Below are 21,492 nucleotides of genomic sequence, written 5' to 3'. Positions count from 1 at the left end.
ATACCGCGAGCCAATGAAGGACGCCGCGGTTATGCCCGTCGCTCATCAGGCGGGAGAGGGGCGGATATGAGCATGGATCGTCGTGGGTTTCTGGGAGCCGCCACGCTGTTGGCGGGATGCGCCACCATGCCGGCCGCACCGGCCGCCGCGTCGCCCGGCTTCGTCCGGCGCGAGGGGATGCGCCTGATGGTCGGCGACCGGCCCTATCGCTTTGTCGGCGCGAACATGTGGTATGCCGCCTATCTGGGGGCCGACGCGCCCTATGGCGACCGCGCACGGCTAGGGCGCGAGCTGGACGCCCTGAAAGCCATGGGCGTCACCAATCTGCGCATCCTCGCCTCCGCCGAGGAAGGACCGCTGCGCAACGCGATCAAGCCGGGCTTCCGCACCGCCACCACGACCAACGCGACGCTGCTCGCCGGGCTGGATCATGCGCTGGCGGAGATGGCGAAGCGCGACATGCGCGCCGTGCTGTACCTGACCAATTTCTGGGAATGGTCGGGTGGGATGATGACCTATTTGTCCTACGTCAATGGCGGTCGCTATCTGGACATGAACGACCCGGCGCATCCCTGGCCGGCCTTCGCCAATTTCAATGCGCAATTCTATGGCGATGCGCGCGCGACCGGCCTGTATCGCGACTGGATCCGCACCTTGGTGTCGCGGACCAGCAGCGCGACCGGCCGGCGCTATGCGGATGATCCGACGATCATGGCATGGCAGCTCGCCAACGAGCCGCGCCCGGCGGGCGACGCGGATCATGCCGATGTCGAGCAGTTCACCCTCTGGGTCCGCGACAGCGCCCGGCTGGTCAAGTCGCTCGATCCCAACCATCTGGTCTGCACCGGGTCGGAGGGGCTGAAGGGCACGCTGGAGCGGCCCGACATCCTGCTCGCCGAACATGGCCTGGCGGAGATCGACTATCTCACCGCGCATATCTGGCCCAACAATTGGGACTGGGTGAAGCAGACCGACCTCGCCAACACCTATCCGCGCGGCGAGACGCTGACCGAGGAATATATCGCCCGGCATGTCGCGCTTGCCCGGCAACTCGACAAGCCGCTGGTGATCGAGGAATTCGGCTATCCGCGCGACGGGGGCAGCAACGATCCCCGGGTCGCGACCGGCTATAAGGACCGGTTCTACCGGCTGATCTATGCGGCGGCGTTGCGCGACATGGGCGAAGGCGGGCCGATCGCGGGCACCAATTTCTGGGCCTGGAACGGCGAGGCGCGGGCGGAGCACCCCGATTACCGGTTCCGCGACGGCGACCGCCACTATATGGGCGACCCCCCGCACGAGCCGCAGGGCTGGTACGGCATCTTCACCGGCGACACGACGGTCCGCATCGTCGCCGATCATGCCGCCGCCATCGCGCGGTTGCCAGGGGCGCGGACATGATCCGCGCCGTCCTGTCCCGCCTGACCCTGGCCGGCCTGCTGCTCCAAGCGGCGGCCCCCGCGCCGGCGCAGGAGGTGCTGGACGCCGACCCCAATCTCTTGGCGCCGTCCCAGGACCCGAAGCGCACCGCCAACGGCCTGGCCCAGACCCCGCCCATGGGCTGGAACAGCTGGAACACGTTCGGGTGCAACGTGAACGAGGCGGTGATCCGCCGTACCGCCGATGCGATCGCGGCGAACGGCATGAAGGCGGCGGGCTATGCCTATATCGTCATCGACGATTGCTGGCACGGCACGCGCGACGCCAATGGCTTCATCACCGAGGATCGCCAGCGCTTTCCCGGCGGGTTGAAAGCGCTGGGCGAGCATATCCATGCCAGGGGGCTGAAGTTCGGCATCTATTCCGACGCGGGCACCAGGACCTGCGGCGGCCGGCCGGGCAGCCAGGGGCATGAATATCAGGACGCGCTGCAATATGCGCGCTGGGGCGTCGATTACCTGAAATATGACTGGTGTTCCTCGGGCGTTCGCAATGCCGAGGAGGCCTATGCCACCATGGCGGATGCGCTGCGCGCGACCGGACGGCCGATCCTGTTCTCCCTGTGCGAATGGGGGAATTCCCGGCCGTGGCTCTGGGCGACGAAGATCGGCAATCTGTGGCGCACCACCGGCGACATCACCGACCAATGGGAGGGAAAGCACGGCCATAGCTGGGGCATCGCCTCGATCGTCGACCGGAACGAGCCGCTCTGGCCCTTTGCCGGCCCCGGCCATTGGAACGACCCGGACATGCTGGAGGTCGGCCATGGCGGGCTGAGCGATACCGAATATCGCGCGCATTTCTCGCTCTGGGCGATGATGGCCGCGCCGCTGATCGCCGGCAACGACGTCGCCGCCATGTCGGATGCGACCCGCGCCATCCTGCTCAACCGCGAGGTGATCGCCGTCGATCAGGACCCGCTGGGCGCGCAGGGGCATCGCGTGATGCGGAGCGGCACCGGGGAGGTCTGGGTCAAGCCGATGGCCGATGGCGGGCGCACGCTGCTGCTGTGGAATCGCGGCGAGGTGCCGGTGCGGATCGCCGCCGACTGGACCAGCCTGGGCCTGCCCGCGACGGTCCGGCTGCGGGCGCGCGACCTGTGGGCGCATCGCGATCTGGGGCGCCTGTCCGGCCGCTACGAAGCCGAGGTCGAACCGCATGGCGTGGTGATGGTGCGGCTGGCGCCCTGAACGGCCCATGGATGGGTAGGGGGCGAATCCATTGCCACCCGGGGATGGCGACGGACAGTCATAAAGGCCTGGACCCAAGGCCATCACCTCCGCGTAAACCGCTAGGAAGGAGAATGGCGCGCCCGGAACGATTCGAACGTCCGACCCTCAGATTCGTAGTCTGATGCTCTATCCAGCTGAGCTACGGGCGCTTGGGAGGTGGCCCTCTAGTCCGGGGCGGCGCGGGGCGCAAGCCCTTTGTTGCGGAAAAAATCCGCGCATCACGAATGATCCAGCCGGTTGAGTAGGGAGCCGCGATCGGCTTAAGGCGTTTGTCGCCATGGCCATGACCGATATCCCCAACGCACAGCCCGACAGCCGGGACACCACCATCCTCGACGCCCCCGACAAGATGGTCGGCGTGCGCGAGATGTTCGGCATCGACCTCGACATGGAGGTCCCCGCCTTTTCCGAAGCGGACGAGCGGGTGCCCGATCTCGACCCCGCCTATGTCTTCGACCGCGATACCACGCTGGCGGTGCTGGCGGGCTTCGCGCACAATCGGCGCGTGATGGTCCAGGGCTATCACGGCACCGGCAAGTCGACGCATATCGAACAGGTCGCGGCGCGGCTGAAATGGCCATGCATCCGCATCAACCTGGACGCGCATATCAGCCGGATCGACCTGATCGGCCGCGACGCCATCGTGCTGCGCGACGGACAGCAGGTGACCGAGTTCCGCGAGGGGCTGCTCCCCTGGGCGCTCCAGACCCCGACCGCGCTCGTCTTCGACGAATATGATGCCGGCCGGCCGGACGTGATGTTCGTGATCCAGCGCGTGCTGGAGACGGAGGGCAAGCTGACGCTGCTCGACCAGAACCGCGTGATCCGCCCGAACAAGTGGTTCCGCCTGTTCGCCACCGCCAATACGGTGGGCCTGGGCGATACCAGCGGCCTGTATCACGGCACGCAGCAGATCAACCAGGGTCAGATGGACCGCTGGAACATCGTCGTCACGCTCAACTATCTGCCCGCCGCGATCGAGGCCCGGATCGTGCTCGCCAAGTCGGGCGAATATGACAAGCCCGATGGCAAGGCGGTGGTCGACAACATGGTCCGGGTCGCCGACCTGACCCGCAAGGGCTTCGTCAATGGCGACATCTCGACGGTGATGAGCCCGCGCACGGTGATCACCTGGGCGCAGAACGCGTTGATCTTCAACGATGTCGGCCTGGCCTTCCGCCTGTCCTTCCTGAACAAGTGCGACGAGGCGGAGCGGCCGCTGGTCGCGGAATATTACCAGCGCGTGTTCGGCAAGGACCTGCCCGAGAGCGTCGCGGCCAAGGCGTGACCGCTTAAGGTGGCGAACGAAACCCCTCTCGACCGGTTCAAGGCGGTACTGGGCGGCACGGCGCGCGCGCTGGCCGAGGTGCCGGACGTCGAGCTGGCCTATACCGCCGACGCGCCGAGCCAGTCGGGCAAGCATCTGAAGGTGCCGATGCCCGGCCGTGCCCTGCCGCCCGAACAGGTGGCGGAGGCGCGGGGCTTCGCCGATGGCTTCGCGCTGAAGCTGCGGCATCACGATGCCGGGCTGCATGCGCGCGGCGCGCCGGTCGATCCGGTCGCGCGCGCGGTGTTCGACGCGGTGGAGACGGCGCGGGTCGAGGCGCTGGGTAGCCGGGGCTATGTCGGCATCGCCGCCAATCTCGACACTGCGCTCGACATGCGGATGCGCTCCGACCCGTTGACGCGCGCCCGGTCGCGCGCCGAGGTGCCGCTGTCGACCGCGCTCGGCCTCCTGGCGCGCGAGGCGATGACCGGGCGCGAGTCGCCGGCGATCGCGCAGCCGGGCCTGGCGCTGATCCGCGACTGGGTGGCGGCCAAGTCCGACCTGTCGGCGCTGGCGCTGGCGCTCGACGACCAGCGCGCCTTCCAGCAACTGGCGTCGCGGATGCTCGCCGACCTGGAGCTTGTCGAGGGCGAGCAGCAGCCCGACGAGGCGGACGAGGGCGAGTCCGACGACGAGGGCAGCGACGAATCGCCGGACGAGAATGGCGACGAGGGCGAGGAACAGGGCGGTGAGGGCCAGGGCCAGGTCGAGGCGCGCGGCGAACAGCGCGAGTCGGACAGCGACGAGGGCGAGGGCCAGGAGATGGGCGAGGATTCGCCCGACGATCTCGACGGCGATCCGGGCGACGAGGGCGAGGAGGGGATGCAGCCCGTCCGCCCCAACCGGCCGTTCAGCGATTTCAGCCCGCAATTCGACTATAAGCCCTGGACGACCGACTATGACGAGGTCGTGACCGCGACCGACCTGTGCGACGCGGACGAGTTGGACCGGCTGCGCGGCTATCTTGACCAGCAGCTCGCGCATCTGCAATCGGCGGTGTCGAAGCTGGCCAACCGATTGCAACGCCGGCTGATGGCGCAGCAGAACCGCAGCTGGGACTTCGACCAGGAAGAGGGGATGCTGGATGCCGCACGGCTGGCGCGGGTCGTGGTCAGCCCGGGCCAGTCCCTGTCCTACAAGGTCGAGCGCGACACCGAGTTCCGCGACACGGTGGTGACGCTGCTGATCGACAATAGCGGCTCGATGCGCGGCCGGCCGATCTCGATCGCGGCGATCTCGGCCGACATATTGGCCCGTACGCTGGAGCGGTGCGGGGTGAAGACCGAGATTCTGGGCTTCACCACCCGTGCGTGGAAGGGCGGGCAGGCGCGCGAGACTTGGCTGGCGGCGGGGCGGCCGCCGCAACCGGGGCGGCTGAACGACCTGCGCCACATCATCTACAAGAAGGCGGACGAGCCGTGGCGGCGCGCGCGACAGAATCTCGGGCTGATGATGCGCGAGGGGCTGCTCAAGGAGAATATCGACGGCGAGGCCTTGCTCTGGGCGCATGGCCGGCTGATCGCGCGGCCGGAGGAGCGGCGTATCCTGATGGTGATCTCCGACGGTGCGCCGGTCGATGATTCGACGCTGTCGGTCAATTCGGGCAGCTATCTCGAACGGCATCTGCGCCAGGTGATCGGCTGGATCGAGTCGAAAAGCCCGGTCGAGCTGATCGCGATCGGCATCGGCCATGACGTGACCCGCTATTACGAGCGCGCGGTGACGATCATGGATGCCGAGCAATTGGGCGGCACCATCATGGAGCAATTGGCGGCGCTGTTCGACGCGAAGTGACCGGGTTCCCGCGGAGGACGTGGACGGGGCGATCTTTCTTCCTCGTCTCCACCCCGGCGGAGGCCGGGGTCCAGTAACGGAACGATGGAGATAGCGCCGCAACGTCCCCCAACCGCATTCCGGCCTTCGCCGGGATGGCAGGGAAATTCCTAAGTCCCACGTCCAAAGTCGTCGGCATTCTCTCCGGGTTTCCGCATGAACCGCACCCCGGTATTTCCCCTCCACCGCCATTTGCGCCTATGGCGCGCGGTATGACGATCGAGCTTCTGTCCCACCCGCTCGCAGCGCAGCGGGCCGACCTTGCGAGTCTCGCCGAGCGGGCGCGGTTGCGTCGGCTGGCGCCGCGCACCGGCGTCGATTTCGCGTCCAACGACTATCTGGGGCTGGCCGACTCCCCCCGCCTGCGCCACGCGGTGGCGACGGCGCTGAGCGAAGGCGTGCCGGTGGGATCGGGTGGGTCGCGCCTGCTGCGCGGCAATCATCCCGAGCATGAGGCGCTGGAGGCGGAGGCGGCGACGTTCTTCGGGACGGAAGCGGCGCTCTATTTCCCGACCGGCTTCGCGGCCAATGCGGCCCTTCTCGCGACATTGCCGCAGCGCGGCGACCTGGTGGTGCATGACGCGCTGGTCCATGCCAGCGCGCATGACGGAATGCGCCTCGGCCGCGCCGATCGGGTCGCGGCGGGGCATAATGATGCGCAGGGCTTTGACGAGGCGATCCGCGACTGGCGGCGCGCGGGCGGCACCGGCACCGCCTGGATCGCGGTGGAGAGTCTCTACAGCATGGAGGGCGACCGCGCGCCGCTCGCCGATCTCGCCGCCGTCGCCGATCGCCACGACGCGATGCTGCTGGTCGACGAGGCCCATGCCACCGGTATCTGGGGCGCGGGCGGGCGCGGCCTGTCCGCCGGGCTGGAGGGACGGCCGAACGTCGTCACGCTGCACACCTGTGGCAAGGCGCTGGGCTGCGAGGGGGCGCTGGTCTGCGGGCCGGCGGTGGTGCGTGATTGTCTGGTCAATCGCGGGCGCGGCTTCATCTTCTCCACCGCGCCGTCGCCGCTGATGGCGCGGGCGGTGCGCGAGGCGTTGCGCATCGTCGCCGACGAGCCGGAGCGGCGCGACCGCCTCGCCGCGCTGATCGCCGGGGCCGAGGTCGCGCTCGCGCCCCATGGCGTCACCGCCAGCGGGTCGCAGATCCTGCCGCTGATCGTCGGCGAGGATGCGGCGACGATGCGGCTGGCCGCCGCCGTGCAGGCGGCCGGCTTCGACGTTCGTGGCATCCGTCCACCGACCGTGCCCGCCGGCACTGCGCGGCTGCGCCTCTCGCTGACGCTGAACGTCGAGGCGGACGATGTGCGGGCGCTGGCCGATGTCCTGAAGGAGGCGCGGGCATGAGCCGCACGATCGTCGTCACCGGCACCGATACCGATATCGGCAAGACCGTCTTCGCCGCCGCGCTGACCCGGGCGCTGGGCGCGCGCTACTGGAAGCCGGTGCAGGCCGGGCTCGACGAGGGTGGCGACGCGGACGGCGTCACCCGGCTGGGCGTGCCGCGCGACCATTGCTTGGCGGAGGCCTATCGCCTCCACACGCCCTGTTCGCCGCATCGCTCGGCGGAGATCGACGGCGTGACGATCGATCCCGCCCGCCTGATCCCGCCGGCGGTCGACGGGCCGCTGGTGGTGGAGGGCGCGGGCGGCGTGCTGGTGCCGGTGACGCGCACCTTGCTCTATGCGGACCTGTTCGCGCGCTGGCAGGCGCCGGTGGTGCTGGTCGCGCGCACCGCGCTCGGCACGATCAACCACAGCCTGTTGTCGATCGAGGCGCTGCGGACGCGCGGCGTGCCGATCCTGGGGGTCGCCTTCAGCGGCGAGGCGGTCGAGGACAGCGAGGCGACGATCACCGCGATCGCCGGGGTGCGACGGCTGGGCCGATTGCCGCGCCTCGATCCGCTGACGCCGGAGACGCTCGCCACCGCCTTCGCCGCGAACTTCCGGCTGGAGGATTTCCGGTGAGCGGCTCGCCCGTCTGGCATCCCTTCACCCAGCATGGCCTGGGCGAGCCGATCCCGCAGGTGGTCCGGGCCGAGGGCGCGGCGCTGCACACGGCGGACGGGCGGCGGGTAGTCGATGCCATCTCCTCCTGGTGGGTGACGACGCACGGGCACGGCCATCCGCGCATCGTCGCGGCGATCCGCGAACAGGCGGAGCGGCTGGACCAGATCATCTTCGCCGGCTGGACGCATGCGCCGGCCGAGACGGTGGCGCGCGGTCTGCTGGCGCTCCTGCCGCCCGCGCTGACCCGCGTCTTCTTCTCCGATTCCGGTTCGACCAGCGTCGAGGTCGCGTTGAAGATGGCGCTGGGATATTGGCTCAACCGGGGCGAGCCGCGCCATCGCATCCTGGTGATGGAGCATAGCTATCACGGTGACACGATCGGCGCGATGTCGGTCGGCGCGCGCGGTGTGTTCAACCGCGCCTATGCACCGCTGCTGTTCGATGTCGGCACCATTCCCTATCCCGCCGAGGGGCACGAACAGGCGACGCTCGACGCGCTGGAACGGGCCTGCGCGGCGGGCGACGTGGCGGCGTTCATCGTCGAGCCGCTGGTGCTGGGCGCGGGCGGGATGCTCTTCTATCCGCCGCAGATCCTGCACCAGATGCGGGCGATCTGCGCGCACGCCGGCGTGCTGTTCATCGCCGACGAGGTGATGACCGGCTGGGGCCGTACCGGCACGCTGCTGGCCTGCGAACAAGCGGAGGTGGTGCCCGACATCCTCTGCCTGTCCAAGGGGCTGACCGGCGGCGCGGTGCCGCTGGCGGTGACGATGGCGACCGAGCCGATCTTCCAGGCCCATTATGGCGAGGACCGGGCGCGAATGTTCTTCCATTCGTCCAGCTACACCGCCAATCCGATCGCCTGCGCCGCCGCCGCCGCCAATCTGGCGATCTGGCGCGACGAGCCGGTGCGTGAGCGGATCGCCGACCTGTCGCGCCGCCAGGCGGAGCGGCTGGCGCGGCTGGCGTCGCTGCCGAGCTTTGCGGGCGCGCGGGCGCTCGGCACGATCGCGGCGATCGAGGTGGAGGGGCCGCCCGGCTATCTCTCCACCCTGGGGCCGCGCCTGCTCGGGTATTTCCGGGAGCGGGACTTGCTGGTCCGGCCATTGGGCAACACCGTCTATGTCATGCCGCCCTATTGCATCGACGATGCGGACCTGGATGCGGTGCACGACGCCATCGCCGACGCCCCCGCCGCGCTCCGGGATTAGGGGGCCGGCGGCAGCGTCGCGGTGGCGCGCTGGTCGGGCGCGTCGCGAAGCTGCACGACCAGCCTGGCATCGGCGGGGCGGGGCAGTTCGACCGAGCTGCCGGTAAAGCCATCGGGCACCGGCACGCTCGCGCCGCCCGCCTGGATGGCGGCGGCCAGATACAGGTCGCGGCCGGTCAGCCGGCACGGTCCGTCGGCGGCGCAGGCGAAACCCGTCAGCACCGGCAGGCGGACCAGCGTGCCGACCGGCACCCAGTCGCTCGCCACCCCGTCCTTCACCACGCGCACCCGCAACGGGCCATAGGCGGTGGGGCCGAGCAGCGCGCCTGGCCGCATCGTCACGATCGCCACCCGGTCGGATTGCAGGCTGAACGCGCCGTTGCCGGCATCGAGCCGGACCGGCGGCCGATCTTGGTCGGTGGCGAGTTCGATCGCCTCCGTGCCCGCGAGGCGCGCCGTTCCCTCGGCCCGCAGCGACACGGTGAGTTGCGCATCCTGCGCCACCGCATCGGCCCCGGCGAGCAGCAGCGGGATCGGTGCGGCCGCGCCGGTCCGCTCGGCACTCCGCGCGATCAGCGTATAGGCCGGCCGCGCCGCCGTCACCGTCGCGCGCGTCGTCAGCGTGCGGCCGTCGACCAGCCGGACGCGGGCGGTCCTGCTCGTGCCGTCCGCCAGGGTCGGCGCGGTGTCGGTGGTCAGGCTTAGTTCGTCCGCATCGCCGACGCGACGCAATCCCGCCGGGCGGAAGATCGTGCCGCCGAGGTCGAGCGTCGCCACCGAATCGAGCCGCGTGCCGGTCAGCACCCCGGTTCGGTCGCCGGCATGGAGGGTAAAGCCGTCGACGCGCCCGGCTTCGGCCAGCGCCTGTACGGACAGCCGCTGCGGCTCGATCTGGCCATGCTGGCGGACGAACAGCGTCAGCGTGCCCGGATCGACGCCGGCGAGCGGCAGCTTCACCGCCAGCCGGTCCGGCCCCGCGGCATCCCAGGCCAGCGTCCGGGTCGCGCCCGAGGGCAGGCGGACCGAGACATTGGCGACGCAAGGGCCTGCGCCGCCGGTCAGTTCGATCGCATTGTCGCGGCCGACCACCGCCGATCCGTCCTGTGCGACCGACCAGGCGGGGCCCGCCCGGACCAGCCGCACGCGCGGGCCGTCGAACGGGGTGAAGCCCCAGACGCCGTGCAGCACGCCCTCGGTCATGCCCGCCAGATCGGCGGTGGCGAGGCCGTTGCCGGCGACCACATAGCCGCCCTGTTCGGGATCGGCCGCGACCGGGATCTCCAGGTCGCGGCCGCCGCGATCCTTCAGCCGCAGCGCCATGTTGCGCGCATAGCCGGTCGAATAGATCAGTGGCGCGCCCTCCACCGGCAGCAGCAGGTCGGGGCGGCTGGCGCACAGCGTCGCGCCCGGATCGGCGAGGCGGAGCGGCGGCGGCAGCGGCGTCTCGATCGGCGGCAGCGCGGCGACCATCACCGATTGCGGCTTGGCGAAGGAGGGCACGGCGTTGAGCAGCAGCGCGATCCGATCGTCCTGATAGAGGCCGAGCGCCGGGATATATTGGAACTGCGCGGTCTGGAACGCGCCCAGGATGCGCGCCACGTCGCGGACCACGCCGATATAGGGGCTGTAATAGCCATATCCGCCCTGCGGCGTCGCGGCGACCTGCAAGGCCAGGTCGGTCGGCGTGCCGCTCAGCGTCTCCGCCAGCGACGCGCTATGCCCGTCCGCCAGCACCAGCGAGTCGCGGCCCTGGGTCAGGCAGGCGGCCTGGAGGTCGGGCTGCTTGAGCAGGCAGCCGCTGTCGAACTTGATCGCCAGGCTGCGCGCGAGCAGCGGCGATACGGTGCTGAGGCGGTCGGGGCCGGCGGCGTCGCCGCGCCGGATGCCGGCAAGGAATGCGTCGAGCCGCGACCGGTCGAGCGCCGCCTGGTTCAGATCCTGCACCGCGCGGACGAACGCCCCCGGCCGTCCCCGCACCGCGCCGGTCAGCGTCGCGAAGTCGCCACCGGTCTGCGGAGCCAGGAACACCAGGGCCTGGCGCGCACCCTTGGGCACGGTCAGCGTCAACGTGTCGCGCTTGTTCTTCCACGTCTCCGCGCTGCTGAACCATTTCTTGGGCGGCGGATTGGTCGCGCCGCGCAGGAAGCCGCCGACCAGCAGATAATGGGTGGACTGGTCGCCAGGCAGCGCGGCGGCGATGTGGAGCGTGTCGCCCGCCGCCAGATCGGGCACCTGCGCGATCGGCAGCGTCACGCCGCCGCGCGTCACCGTCACCTTCAGGACGGGACCCTGCAGGTCGAAGGGGGCGGTTTCCGCCAGGACGGGCGACGACACCAGCGCCAGCAGCGCGGTGTACGACAGGCGGGCGGCGACCGGACGCGGGAACATGGCCGCCGCTATAGGCGCGTGTCCCGCCATCGCTCAACGGCTTCCCACGCCACGATAGGCGGCGCTCCTGCGGAAACAGAAGCACCGTCGGGGCCGATGCGGACCGGAATCAGCTCGTCTTGGCGCTGGTGAGGCGGATCAGCGACGACAGTGGCAGCTGCGCGCCGTTGATGCCGACCGTCACGACATTATTCTTCGACTGCACGTCACCGACCGTGCCGATCGCGTTGATCGTCGCGGACACGCTCACGCCGCCGCTGTCCTGGCCCTTGACGGTCAGCGTATAGGCGCCGTCCGCCGCCTGGCTGCCGTCGCTCTTGGTGCCGGTCCAGGTCACCTCGCCCGTGCCGCTATCGTCGTCGATCGTCTGGGTGGAGACGGTGCGGCCGCCGGCATCCTTGATCGTCGCGGTCAGCGGGCCGGTCATGCCGCTGTTGCTATAGGTCCAGCGGGCCGGGTTCTTGCTGGTCAGGCCGACCGTGTTGCTGTCGAACGTCGCCTCGCGCCCGATCAGATTGGCGGCGGAGGACAGGTCCTGCGTGCTGAACCGCGACAGGATGTCCTTCAGCGTGTTGGTCTGTTGCAGCGACTGTTCGACCTGCGAGAATTGCGCGAGCTGCTGGGTATATTGGGTCGCGTCGGTCGGGTTCAGCGGGTCCTGGTTCTGTGCCTGGGTGGTCAGCAGCTTCAGGAACAGGTTGAAGTCGGGCGACGCCTGCTTGCCGAGCGTGGTGGAGGTGGTGGCGGCGCCGGTCTGCGCGGCGGCGGTGGTGCTGGTAACGGTCATGGCGATTGCTCCTCAGGCCATCAGGTCGACGCGACCGCGCGGCGACACGGTGCGGGTTTCGGCGGCCGGCTCGTCACCGGCGGTCAGCGTGGCATAGGGGCCAGCGGAAAAGGGGGCGCGGCGACCCTGGCCACCGCCGCTGCCGGGCTGACCGGACGAGGCGAAGCCGCCGGTCGAGCCGCCGGTGTCCGCCCGCGTGTCGAAGCGCAGGCTGTCCGAATCCGCCCGCACCCCGGCATCGCCGAGCGCGCGGACCAGCGTATCGGTGTCGCGGCGGAGCAGGTCGAGCGAGGCGGGCTGGTCGGCCGCCACCGTCGCGCGCAGCGTGCCGCCATCGTCGAACGCCAGCCGCACCTCGATCCGGCCGAGTTCGGCGGGCGCGATGCGGATGGTCATCGTCTCGCCGCCGTCCTGCGCGACATGGCGGGCGATGGCGACGGCGGTGTCGTGGCCGATATGGCTGGCCTGGACGACCGGCACGACCGGCGGGGCGGGCGCGGGCTTCGTCGCCTGCTGCACCGCGTCGACCTGCATGCGGAAGGAGGGCGCCGGTGCGCCGGGCCTGGCCTCGCCGGCGACATGCTCGGGCGGCGTCGGATCGCTCGCCACCGCCCGGCCGGTGGGCTTCGCATCGCCGGTCGGCGCGGCCGGGTCGGCGGTGGCTTCCGCGGTCGCGGCGTCAGCGGCGGGCATCGGACTGGCGGCACCCGCGACCGGCGCGGAGCCGGCGGCAGCCTGGGCAACCGGGGCCGGACGACCCGCCACGGCGTGCCCGCTATGCTCCTGACCGTCGCCATCGCTCTCCGCGACACCGGCTTGCGGTGCCGGCGCGGCCACGGGTTGAGCGGGCGGCAGCGGCGGCAGCGGTGGCACGGCCTCGACCGGGACGGGCGACAGGGGCGCGGCGGACAGGTCCTCCGCCGGCTTCGCCGTCCGCGCCTTGCGACTGGCCATCGCGTCAGGCGGAGACGATGGATCGGCGGGTGCCGCATCCATCACCCTATCGGTCGTCGCCTGGCCCGCCGCCGGATCGGCCACGGCTGAAATAGGTTCCGGCAGGGTCGCCGCGCTCGTAAGCGGAACCTTGGACGGTCCCTTGGCGGTGCCAGGCTTGGCATCGGCGGCAACCGGGACGGGCTGCGCCGGGATCGCGTCTGCCGGTCGCGCCGAAGCGTCCGCCGTGATCGCTGCAGGATCGACGGCAGCCGGAGCGGTTGGAGGCGAAAGGCCCCCCCCCGACGGCATGGCGTCGGAAACCGCCGCACCCTCGACAATGGTCAGTCGTGCACCCCCCCACGACGGAAACGGTGTCGCGCCGGAGATCGGCATCGTCTTCGGAACGAAGCTGCGCGTCGTCGCCTCGCTTGTCGGCGACACCGTGATCGAGACCATCGGCAATCGCAGATCGGCCGTGTCGGCATTGCCGATCGGCTTCGGGGCCGGTGGCGCTGCCGGGGGCAAGACGGACGGGGCCGGCGCGACGACGGTGGTCGAGGCCATGGCAGACGGGGCCGGCGCGACGGCGGTGGTCGAGGCCATGACAGACGGGGCCGGCGCGACGGCGGCGATCGCGGCCGGCACGGCGGTTGGCGGACTGTCGATCACACCCTGCGCCGGGCGGGACGGGAGCGGCGACAGGGGCCTTGGAAGCGTGATGCCAGCCCGGGTCGCTTCGATCGCCACATTGGTCAGTCCGTTTCCGATGGCGGCGCCCGCAAGCATCACGAATGGCGAGGTCGATGATTGTACCGAGGGCGCGGCCGCCGGCAGCCAGCCGGCGAAACCCTCGGGAGCCTCCACCGTCGCGATCGGTGCGACCAGGCCGGCTCCTGCCAGGGTTCGGCCTGCCGGGGGCGGGGCGATGAGCGACGAAAAGGGGCTGAGCGCGTTCATGCGGACCTCCTGGGGCGAAACGCGCCCGGTTCATGTGCGGTGGAGCGGGGCAGGTTGGAGGGCGATTGGGTCATCCGACCGTCCCCAGCGAGCGGATGCGCGCCCGCGTATGGATCTCTGTCTGCGACAGCACGACGGTCGCCGGCCGCGCGCGCTCGATGATCGAGCGGACGAAGGGGCGGATCGACGGGTTGGTCAGCAGGCAGGGGATCTCGCCATCCTGCGCCAGCCGGTCGAACGTGTCGCGCACCGCCGCCAGAAAGGCGTGGAGGCGCGACGGGGCCATCGCCAGCTGCCGCTCGTCGCCATGCCCGACGATGCTGTCCGCGAACGCCTCGTCCCATTCGCCGGTCAGCGTCACCACCGGGATCACGCCGTTCCGCGCCTGTTGCGCGGAAATCTGGCGGGCCAGGCGGCTGCGGACATGTTCGGTGATCTGGGTCAGGTTGGTGGTGACGGGCGCGGCCTCCGCGATCCCCTCCATGATCGTCGGGATGTCGCGGATCGACACCCCCTCGGACAGCAGGTTCTGGAGGATGCGCTGCACGCCCGACACGCTGATCTTGCTCGGCACGATGTCGGCGACCAGCTTCTCGGAATCCTTGTGGACCTCGTTCAGCAGCTTCTGCGTCTCGGTATAGCTGAGCAGGTCGGCGATATTCTCCTTCACCAGCTCGGTCAGATGGGTGGTGATGATCGTGCCGCAATCGACCACGGTCAGGCCGCGCATTCCCGCCTCGTCGCGCAGGCCGCGATCGATCCAGAGCGCGGGCAGGCCGAACACCGGCTCGCGCGTCGGCTCGCCCGGAAGGGTCGGACCATGGTCGTCGGGGTTGATGACCAGCAGCCGGTCGAGCCGGATCGTGCCGCGCGCCGCCTCGGTCTCCTTGATATGGACGACATATTCATTGGGCTTGAGCGCGAGATTGTCGATGATCCGCACCGCCGGCAGCACGAAGCCGTAATCGGCGGCCATCTGGCGGCGCAGCGCGCGCACCTGGTCGTCGAGCCGCGGTTCGCGCTGCTCGTCGTTGATCATCGGCAGCAGCGCATAGCCGATCTCGATCCGCACCGCATCGATCGCCAGCGTGCGGCTGATCGGTTCCTCGACCGGCGCCGCATCGTCCGTGGCGGCGGCGGCGGTCAGGCGCTCGCTCACGACCTTCGCCTTGGCATCCTTGTCCAGCTTCCACGCGGCCCAGCCGGTCAGCCCGGCGAACATCGCGAAGGGCAGGAAGGGCAGGCCGGGGATCAGCGCCAGCGCGCCCATCATCACCGCGACGATGCCGAACGCCTTGGGATAGCGGCCGAGCTGCTCGCCCAGCGCCGCGCCGGTCTTGCCGGTCGCGCCGCCCTTGGTCACCAGCAGGCCGGCGGCGGTGGAGACGATCAGCGCCGGGATCTGGCTGACCAGCCCGTCGCCGACGGTCAGCAGCGTATAGGTGTGGAACGCCTCGCCCAGCGGCACGCCATGGACCAGCACGCCCATGACCAGCCCGACCAGAACGTTGATCGCGGTGATGAGCAGCGCGGCGACCGCGTCGCCCTTCACGAACTTGGAGGCGCCGTCCATCGCGCCGTAGAAGCCGCTTTCCTGCTCGATCTCGCTGCGGCGCTCGCGCGCCTGCGTCTCGTCGATCGTGCCGGCGTTCAGGTCGGCGTCGATCGCCATCTGCTTGCCGGGCATCGCGTCCAGGCTGAACCGCGCCGCGACCTCGGCGATGCGACCCGCGCCCTTGGTGATGACGACGAAGTTGATGACGATCAGGATCATGAAGATCGTCAGCCCGATCACGGTCTCGCCGCCGATCAGGAACTCGCCGAACGCCGCGATCACGCCGCCCGCCGCATGCGCGCCCTCATGGCCATGGCCCAGGATCAGCCGGGTCGAGGCGAGGTTCAAGCCCAGCCGCAACATGGTCGAGATCAGCAGGATGGTCGGGAAGGCCGACAGCTGGAGCGGCTTGTCGATGAACAGCGAGGTCATCAGGATCATCACCGACAGGGTGATCGACAGGGCCAGGCCCAGGTCGAGCATCCAGCCGGGCATCGGCAGGATGAGCATCCCGATTATCGCGACCACGCCGATCGCGAGCGCCATGTCGCGATTGGCGCCGATCCGCTGGAGGAAGTTGGTGAGTGCGGGCATCGCCTGTCGTCCGGTCAGGCGGCGGGGACGGAGATGCCCGCCTCGATGAAGATCTTCAGCTTGTTGCGCATCGTCCGCACCGAGATGCCGAGGATGTTGGAGGCGGAGGTTCGGTTGCCCCGGCAGCGCTCCAGCGTCTTCAGGATCAGCGCGCGCTCCACCTCCTCGACCGTGCGGCCGACCAGCGGGTCGATGCCGTCATTGGCGTCGGTCGCGGGCGACAGGCGGCTGCCGTCGGACAGCACCAGGTCCTGCGCGCCGATCCGCTCGTCGCGGGCCAGCACGGCGGCGCGACGGACGACATTCTCCAGCTCGCCGACATTGCCGGGCCAGCCATGGCCGGCCAGCAGCGACAGCGCATCTTCGGTCAGGGGGCGCATCGGCAGTCCTTCGGTCGCCGCGACACGCGCGGCGAAATGATGGGCGAGGAGCGGGATGTCGGGCAGGCGCTCGACCAGCGGCGGCAGCGCGATGCGTGCCGCATCCAGCCGGGCGGCCAGATCGGCGCGGAACCGGCCGTCGTGCACGCGCGCCGCCAGGTCGGCGGTGGTGGAGGCGACCAGCCGGGTCGACGGCGCGGCGGCCAGCGCCATGGCCAGCCGGGCCTGCAGGCCGGCGGGCAGCCAGTCGATGTCGCGCAGGAACAGCGTGCCGCCCCGCGCCTCGTCCAGCTTGCCGCAGCGATCCGCGACCGCTTCCGGAAAGGCGCCGGCCCGGTGGCCGAACAGATCGGATTCGAGCACATCGGCCGGCACGCCCGCGCATTCGACCGTCAGCATCGGGCCCTGCCGCCCGGACTGCGCATGGATGCTGCGGGCGAGCAGCGCCTTGCCCGCGCCGACCGGGCCGGTCAGCAGCACCGGCATCCGCGCCGCCGCGATCGACGCGGCGAAGTCGACGGCGCGGCGCAGCGCCGCGTCCTGCCCGATGATCGTCGATCCCGGCCGCTCGGCGGCGGCGGCCAATGCGGCGGCGATCATCGCCAGCTCCGGCGGCAAGGGGACATAGTCGTCGGCCCCAGCGCGGATCGCCGCCACCGCCAGCGCGGCGGGCGCATCGATGCCGCAGGCCAGCACCGGTACCGCGAACCGCTCGGCGCGAAGCCCGGCGATGAAGCCGGCGACATCCAGCGCGACGTCGATCATGACCAGCGCGACATGCGCCCGGCGCATCGTCGTCATGGCCGAGGTCTCGTCATGCGCGACCACCACCACGGCCCCCGCCTGGGCGGCCAGCGCGGCGGCGCGGTCCAGTTCGCTCGCCGGGCGACCGATCAGCAGGATGCGGATTTCATGCGGGTCCATGCTGTGGCTCACTTTTCGGATTGCACGATTTCGGTGAGCGTCACGCCCAGGGATTCGTCGATCAGCACCACCTCGCCGCGGGCGATCAGGCGATCGTTGACGAAGATGTCGACCGGCTCGCCGACCTTGCGGTCCAGCTCGATCACCATGCCGGTCTGGAGCCGCAGCAACTCGCCGATCGGCATCCGCGAGCGGCCCAGCACCGCCTGCACCCGGACGGGCACGTCGTGCACCGCCTCCAGCCCGTCGGCCAGGTCGCTCTCGGCCGAGGCCTGACCCAGATCCTCCAGATTTTCCAGAAAGTCCTGCGCCGACGGATCGGCGACCATCGCGTTGTTGTCGGTCATGTCGGTCGTATCGGTCATTGCGGGCTCCATCACGCGTTCATCCACTGGCGGATCACCGCGGCGGCTTCGGGGGGAGAGGCGCCGACGGCATCGCCGACGCGTTGGAGGGAGGCGACCTTCACATCGCCATCGATTTGGGCGACGCTGACATCCGCACCGGGCAGGCGGGGAACGTCCGCACCGGCCGGGAGCGCGGCGCCGTCTTCGCCGTCAGGTCCGGCGAGCGCGGCGGCCTCGGCGGCGGCGTCCTTGTCGGCGCCGGGCGCGCGGATCATCTTCATCGCGACCAGGCCGACCGCGGCGATCAGCACCAGCTTGCCGAACCCGGCGAGCATGTCGATCGGCAGCTTCGACAACAGGCCCGGACCATCGTCCTTCAGCGTATCGTCGGCGGCGAAGGCCATGCTTTCGATGACGACGCTGTCGCCGCGCTGCGTATCCGCGCCGACCGCATTCTCGACCAGCCGCGTCAGCCGCTGCACCTGCGGCGCGGGCAGACCCTTGGCGCCGCCATCGACCATCACCGCGACGGTCAGGCGCTTGATCCGGCCCGGACCCCGGGTGACGACGCTGTGCGTCTTGCTGTTCAAATAGGTGGTGTCCTCGGACGTCTGGTCGTGCGCCTCGGTCTTGCCGTTGCCGTCGCCGGTCTTGCCCTGTGCGTCGGGCAGCTGGGTGGAGACGCTGGCGACCGGCGGGGCGGCGTTGGTCTCGTTCGACTGGTCCTTGCCCGCCACGGTCACGACATGGGCCACGACCTGCTTGTCCGGATCATAGACCTCGGATTCCTCCTGCGTCTGGTCGCGGTCGATCTCGGCCGACACCTCGGCGCGGACCTTGCCCTGGCCGACGATCGGCGACAGCAAGGCCTCGATCTCGTCGCGCATCCGGCCCTCGACCTGCGCCTGGCGCTCGTCGGCGGTGCCGCCGCCGCCGGTCGCGGCGTCGCCGGCGCGGGCGAGCAGGGCGCCCGACTGGTCGACGATCGACACCGCCTCGGGCGAGAGTTCGGGGACGGAGGAGGAGACGAGATAGCGGATCGACTGCACCGCCTCGGCCGGCAGGCGGCCGCGCGTCTTCACGGTGACGGCGGCGGTGGCCTTGGTCGCGCTGGTCGCGAACATCGCCCGCTCGGGCATCACGATATGGACGCGCGCCGCGGTGACGTCCTGGAGCGTCTGGATCGAGCGCGACAGCTCGCCCTCGATCGCCCGCGTCTCGTTCAGCTTGGCGCGGCTGGCGGAGACGCCGAACGGCTCCTCCTGGTCCAGCACCTCATAGCCGATCTTGCCGCCCAGCTTGTCGCCGGCCATCGCCATGCGCAGCTCTGCGAGCTTGCTCTCCGGTGCCATGATCGACGTGCCGTCGGCCGACAGCTGGAAGGGGATGCTTTGTCCTTTAAGCTTTTCCGCGATGCCCTGGGCCGATGACGGGTCCAGGTCGGTGTACAGGAATCCCATGCGTTCGTCGCCGCCACGCAGTGCGACCATGGCCAGCACCGCAAGCATCGCTGCGGCGACCCCTCCCATCATCAGGAGGCGCTGGCGTCCGATCTGGGTCCAAAATGTTCTGACTTGATCCAAGATCCGTCCTGTCCGAGCCGGTGCCAATTGCTGGGTTCATTATAGGCGGGCGGCGGGTCGGCAGTTTGTGCCGGGCGGAAAAACTTGCCGTGACGGAATGGCCGGTGGGCAGGGGCTGCCGGGTAGCCGGATGCGACGAGGCCCGCGGATCGCCGACGATCCGCGGGCCTCGAAGAAAGGAAGAGGGCTGGGGCGCGATCAGCTGTCCTGCGGCGGCGGTCCCGACAACAGGCCGGCCAGCGCCTGGCGCACGGCCTCGGCCCGCGCCGCGCCGTCCAGCACCACGCCGCCGCGATCCCAGTGGATATGCGCGTCGCCCTCGGCCAGCGTCGTGTCGCCGACCACGGTCAGCGCCAGCCGGCGGCGATCGCCAGCCTGGCGCACCGCGATCAGCCGCTCGATCTCCTCGACCAGGCTCGGCGCGACCGAGACCTGGATCTCCTGCCCGCGCTGCACCTGTTGCAGCACGCGGCCGATCGCGGCGTCGATCGCCGCGCCGGGAGCCTCGGTGAGTGCGCGCGCGGCGAGCATCTCGGCGGCGGCATGGGCGACCTCGGCCGCTTCTCGCGTGCAGCGATCGGCGATGGCGGTGAGTTCGCCCTCGATCTCCTCGACCGTGGCGTGGAGCGCATCGACGGCGGCGAGCAGGGCGGCCTCGCGCTCCAGCCGGGCGGCGGCGCGACCGGCCTCATAGGCCTCGCCGCGCGCATCGGTCAGCGCCGACTCGCGGTCCTGACGCGCGACGACCAGATCGGCCTCGAGCACCGCGACGCGCAGGCGGAGTTCGTCCGCCGACAGGCTGTCGTTGCCGGCGCCGGGCGTGGGGCTCGCCTCGAACACGCGTTCGAAGGCAAAGGGGCGGATGTGGAAACTATGGTCCATGGCGTCAGGCGATCATCGCGTCGTCGTTCTTGGGATCGTTCAGCATGATCTCGCCCGTATCGGCGAGCTGCTTGGCGAGGCGGACGAGGCCGTTCTGCGCTTCCTCGCAGTCGCGTGCGCGCACCGGGCCCATGCCGGCCATGTCCTCGCGCATCAGCTTGGCCGAGCGTTCGGTCATCGTGCCCATGAACAGGTCGCGGATCGCAGTCGGCGCGCCCTTCAGCGCCAGCGCCATCTGCCGCTTGTCGGCGACGCGGACGATCGCGGCGATCGCGGACGGCATCAGCTTGCCCAGATCCTCGAAGGTGAACATCAGCGAGCGGATCCGCTCGGCGCTGTCGGGCGAGGCATTGTCGAGCGCGCCGAGCATCGCCTCCTCGGTCGAGCGGTCCATCGCGTTGAACACTTCGGCCATCGCCTCGTGCGGGTCGCGGCGCTGGGCGCGGGACAGGTTGTTCATGAACTCGCTGCGCAGCGTATGCTCGACCTGGAGCAGCACGTCCTTCTGCACCGTCTCCATGCGCAGCATCCGCTGCACCACGTCGACCGCATTGTCGCGCGGCAGCTTGCTCAGCACGCGCGCGGCGTGATCCGCCTTCAGCTTGGACAGGATGACCGCGACGGTCTGCGGATATTCGTTCTTCAGATAGCCGGCGAGCACCGTCTCGCTGACGTTGGATAGCTTGTCCCACATCGTCCGGCCGGCGGGACCGCGGATATCCTCCATGATCTCGCGCACCTTGTCGCCGGGCAGCAGCCCTTCGAGCAGGCGTTCGGTCGTCTCGAACGAGCCGTGCAGGGAGTTCATGCCGGACACTTCATTGGCGAAGGAGCCCAGCAGATGCTCCGCGACCGACGCGGGCACGCGGCCGAGCGACGCCATCGCCGCCGACAGCTCCTTGATCTCCTCGACCGACAGATTCTCCCAGATCGGCGCGCCATGATCCTTGCCGAGAACCAGCATCAATGTCGCTGCGCGCTCGATGCCGCTATAGCGTTTCAGCTCCGGCGGTTCGGTCAGCATCGTCATGGTTACCATCCCGTAAATTGCACCAGTTCGCGATCCCGAAAGGGCGAACCATCCTATTATAGGAGGGACC

At 70.1% G+C, this 21,492-nt stretch carries 16 protein-coding genes and 1 tRNA gene; 7 read left to right on the top strand and 10 right to left on the bottom strand.

The annotated features are described in order from the left end of the window. Window positions 1-66 precede the first annotated feature (66 nt). Both BRX43_RS02690 and BRX43_RS02685 read left to right on the top strand, forming a co-directional pair. Window positions 67-1,401 (top strand): cellulase family glycosylhydrolase, encoded by a 1,335-nt coding sequence (locus tag BRX43_RS02690; protein ID WP_125993297.1) that lies wholly within the window; start codon window positions 67-69, stop codon window positions 1,399-1,401. Then, a complete protein-coding gene (locus BRX43_RS02685; protein ID WP_125993296.1) occupies window positions 1,398-2,630 on the top strand; it encodes a glycoside hydrolase family 27 protein in 1,233 nt (410 codons plus the stop codon). Before BRX43_RS02690 ends, BRX43_RS02685 begins: the two co-directional genes overlap by 4 nt. Before the next feature lie 114 nt (window positions 2,631-2,744). On the opposite strand, the gene BRX43_RS02680 is transcribed toward BRX43_RS02685, so the two are convergent. Then, a tRNA-Arg gene (locus tag BRX43_RS02680) sits at window positions 2,745-2,821 on the bottom strand. A gap of 134 nt (window positions 2,822-2,955) precedes the next feature. On the opposite strand from BRX43_RS02680, the gene cobS reads away from it, so the two are divergent. The 5 genes from cobS to BRX43_RS02655 all read left to right on the top strand — a co-directional run bounded on the left by cobS (window position 2,956) and on the right by BRX43_RS02655 (window position 9,060). Next, window positions 2,956-3,960 (top strand): cobaltochelatase subunit CobS, encoded by a 1,005-nt coding sequence (cobS, locus tag BRX43_RS02675; RefSeq protein WP_125993466.1) that lies wholly within the window; start codon window positions 2,956-2,958, stop codon window positions 3,958-3,960. Between the two features lie 9 nt (window positions 3,961-3,969). Then, window positions 3,970-5,793: a cobaltochelatase subunit CobT gene (gene cobT, locus BRX43_RS02670; protein WP_125993295.1), complete on the top strand. Its 1,824-nt coding sequence runs from the start codon at window positions 3,970-3,972 to the stop codon at window positions 5,791-5,793. A 251-nt stretch (window positions 5,794-6,044) separates the two neighbouring features. Beyond that, the gene (locus tag BRX43_RS02665) at window positions 6,045-7,187 is read left to right on the top strand and encodes an 8-amino-7-oxononanoate synthase (protein WP_206433076.1); all 1,143 of its coding nucleotides are present in this window, start codon (window positions 6,045-6,047) and stop codon (window positions 7,185-7,187) included. After that, window positions 7,184-7,807, top strand: coding sequence for a dethiobiotin synthase (gene bioD / locus BRX43_RS02660; protein ID WP_125993293.1), 624 nt, complete (start codon window positions 7,184-7,186; stop codon window positions 7,805-7,807). Before BRX43_RS02665 ends, bioD begins: the two co-directional genes overlap by 4 nt. Further along, on the top strand, window positions 7,804-9,060 hold the full coding sequence (locus BRX43_RS02655; protein ID WP_125993292.1) for an adenosylmethionine--8-amino-7-oxononanoate transaminase: 1,257 nt from the start codon (window positions 7,804-7,806) through the stop codon (window positions 9,058-9,060). Before bioD ends, BRX43_RS02655 begins: the two co-directional genes overlap by 4 nt. On the opposite strand, the gene BRX43_RS02650 is transcribed toward BRX43_RS02655, so the two are convergent. The 9 genes from BRX43_RS02650 to BRX43_RS02610 form a co-directional block, all read right to left on the bottom strand. Further along, window positions 9,057-11,447 (bottom strand): hypothetical protein, encoded by a 2,391-nt coding sequence (locus BRX43_RS02650; protein WP_241214724.1) that lies wholly within the window; start codon window positions 11,445-11,447, stop codon window positions 9,057-9,059. The two genes, BRX43_RS02655 and BRX43_RS02650, sit on opposite strands and share 4 nt — an antisense overlap. Before the next feature lie 109 nt (window positions 11,448-11,556). Beyond that, window positions 11,557-12,234 (bottom strand): flagellar hook capping FlgD N-terminal domain-containing protein, encoded by a 678-nt coding sequence (locus BRX43_RS02645; RefSeq protein ID WP_125993291.1) that lies wholly within the window; start codon window positions 12,232-12,234, stop codon window positions 11,557-11,559. 12 nt (window positions 12,235-12,246) lie between these two features. Then, window positions 12,247-14,127, bottom strand: a complete 1,881-nt coding sequence (locus BRX43_RS02640) for a flagellar hook-length control protein FliK (RefSeq protein WP_125993290.1) — start codon at window positions 14,125-14,127, stop codon at window positions 12,247-12,249. Between the two features lie 70 nt (window positions 14,128-14,197). Further along, a complete protein-coding gene (flhA, locus tag BRX43_RS02635) occupies window positions 14,198-16,276 on the bottom strand; it encodes a flagellar biosynthesis protein FlhA (RefSeq protein WP_125993289.1) in 2,079 nt (692 codons plus the stop codon). 14 nt (window positions 16,277-16,290) lie between these two features. Next, entirely contained in the window at window positions 16,291-17,580 is a 1,290-nt protein-coding gene (locus tag BRX43_RS02630; protein ID WP_125993288.1) for a sigma 54-interacting transcriptional regulator, read from the bottom strand. Between the two features lie 8 nt (window positions 17,581-17,588). Further along, window positions 17,589-17,945 (bottom strand): flagellar motor switch protein FliN, encoded by a 357-nt coding sequence (fliN, locus tag BRX43_RS02625; protein ID WP_206433075.1) that lies wholly within the window; start codon window positions 17,943-17,945, stop codon window positions 17,589-17,591. An 11-nt stretch (window positions 17,946-17,956) separates the two neighbouring features. Further along, window positions 17,957-19,510: a flagellar basal-body MS-ring/collar protein FliF gene (fliF, locus tag BRX43_RS02620; RefSeq protein WP_125993287.1), complete on the bottom strand. Its 1,554-nt coding sequence runs from the start codon at window positions 19,508-19,510 to the stop codon at window positions 17,957-17,959. A 198-nt stretch (window positions 19,511-19,708) separates the two neighbouring features. Then, window positions 19,709-20,392, bottom strand: coding sequence for a FliH/SctL family protein (locus BRX43_RS02615; RefSeq protein WP_125993286.1), 684 nt, complete (start codon window positions 20,390-20,392; stop codon window positions 19,709-19,711). 4 nt (window positions 20,393-20,396) lie between these two features. Continuing rightward, window positions 20,397-21,431, bottom strand: a complete 1,035-nt coding sequence (locus BRX43_RS02610) for a flagellar motor switch protein FliG (RefSeq protein ID WP_125993285.1) — start codon at window positions 21,429-21,431, stop codon at window positions 20,397-20,399. Window positions 21,432-21,492: the final 61 nt, after the last annotated feature.

Source organism: Sphingomonas sp. S-NIH.Pt15_0812 (genome assembly GCF_003951315.1).
GTDB lineage: Bacteria > Pseudomonadota > Alphaproteobacteria > Sphingomonadales > Sphingomonadaceae > Sphingomonas.
The sequence above is the reverse complement of the archived record's forward strand: the minus strand, read 5'-3'. Positions and strand labels throughout refer to the sequence as shown.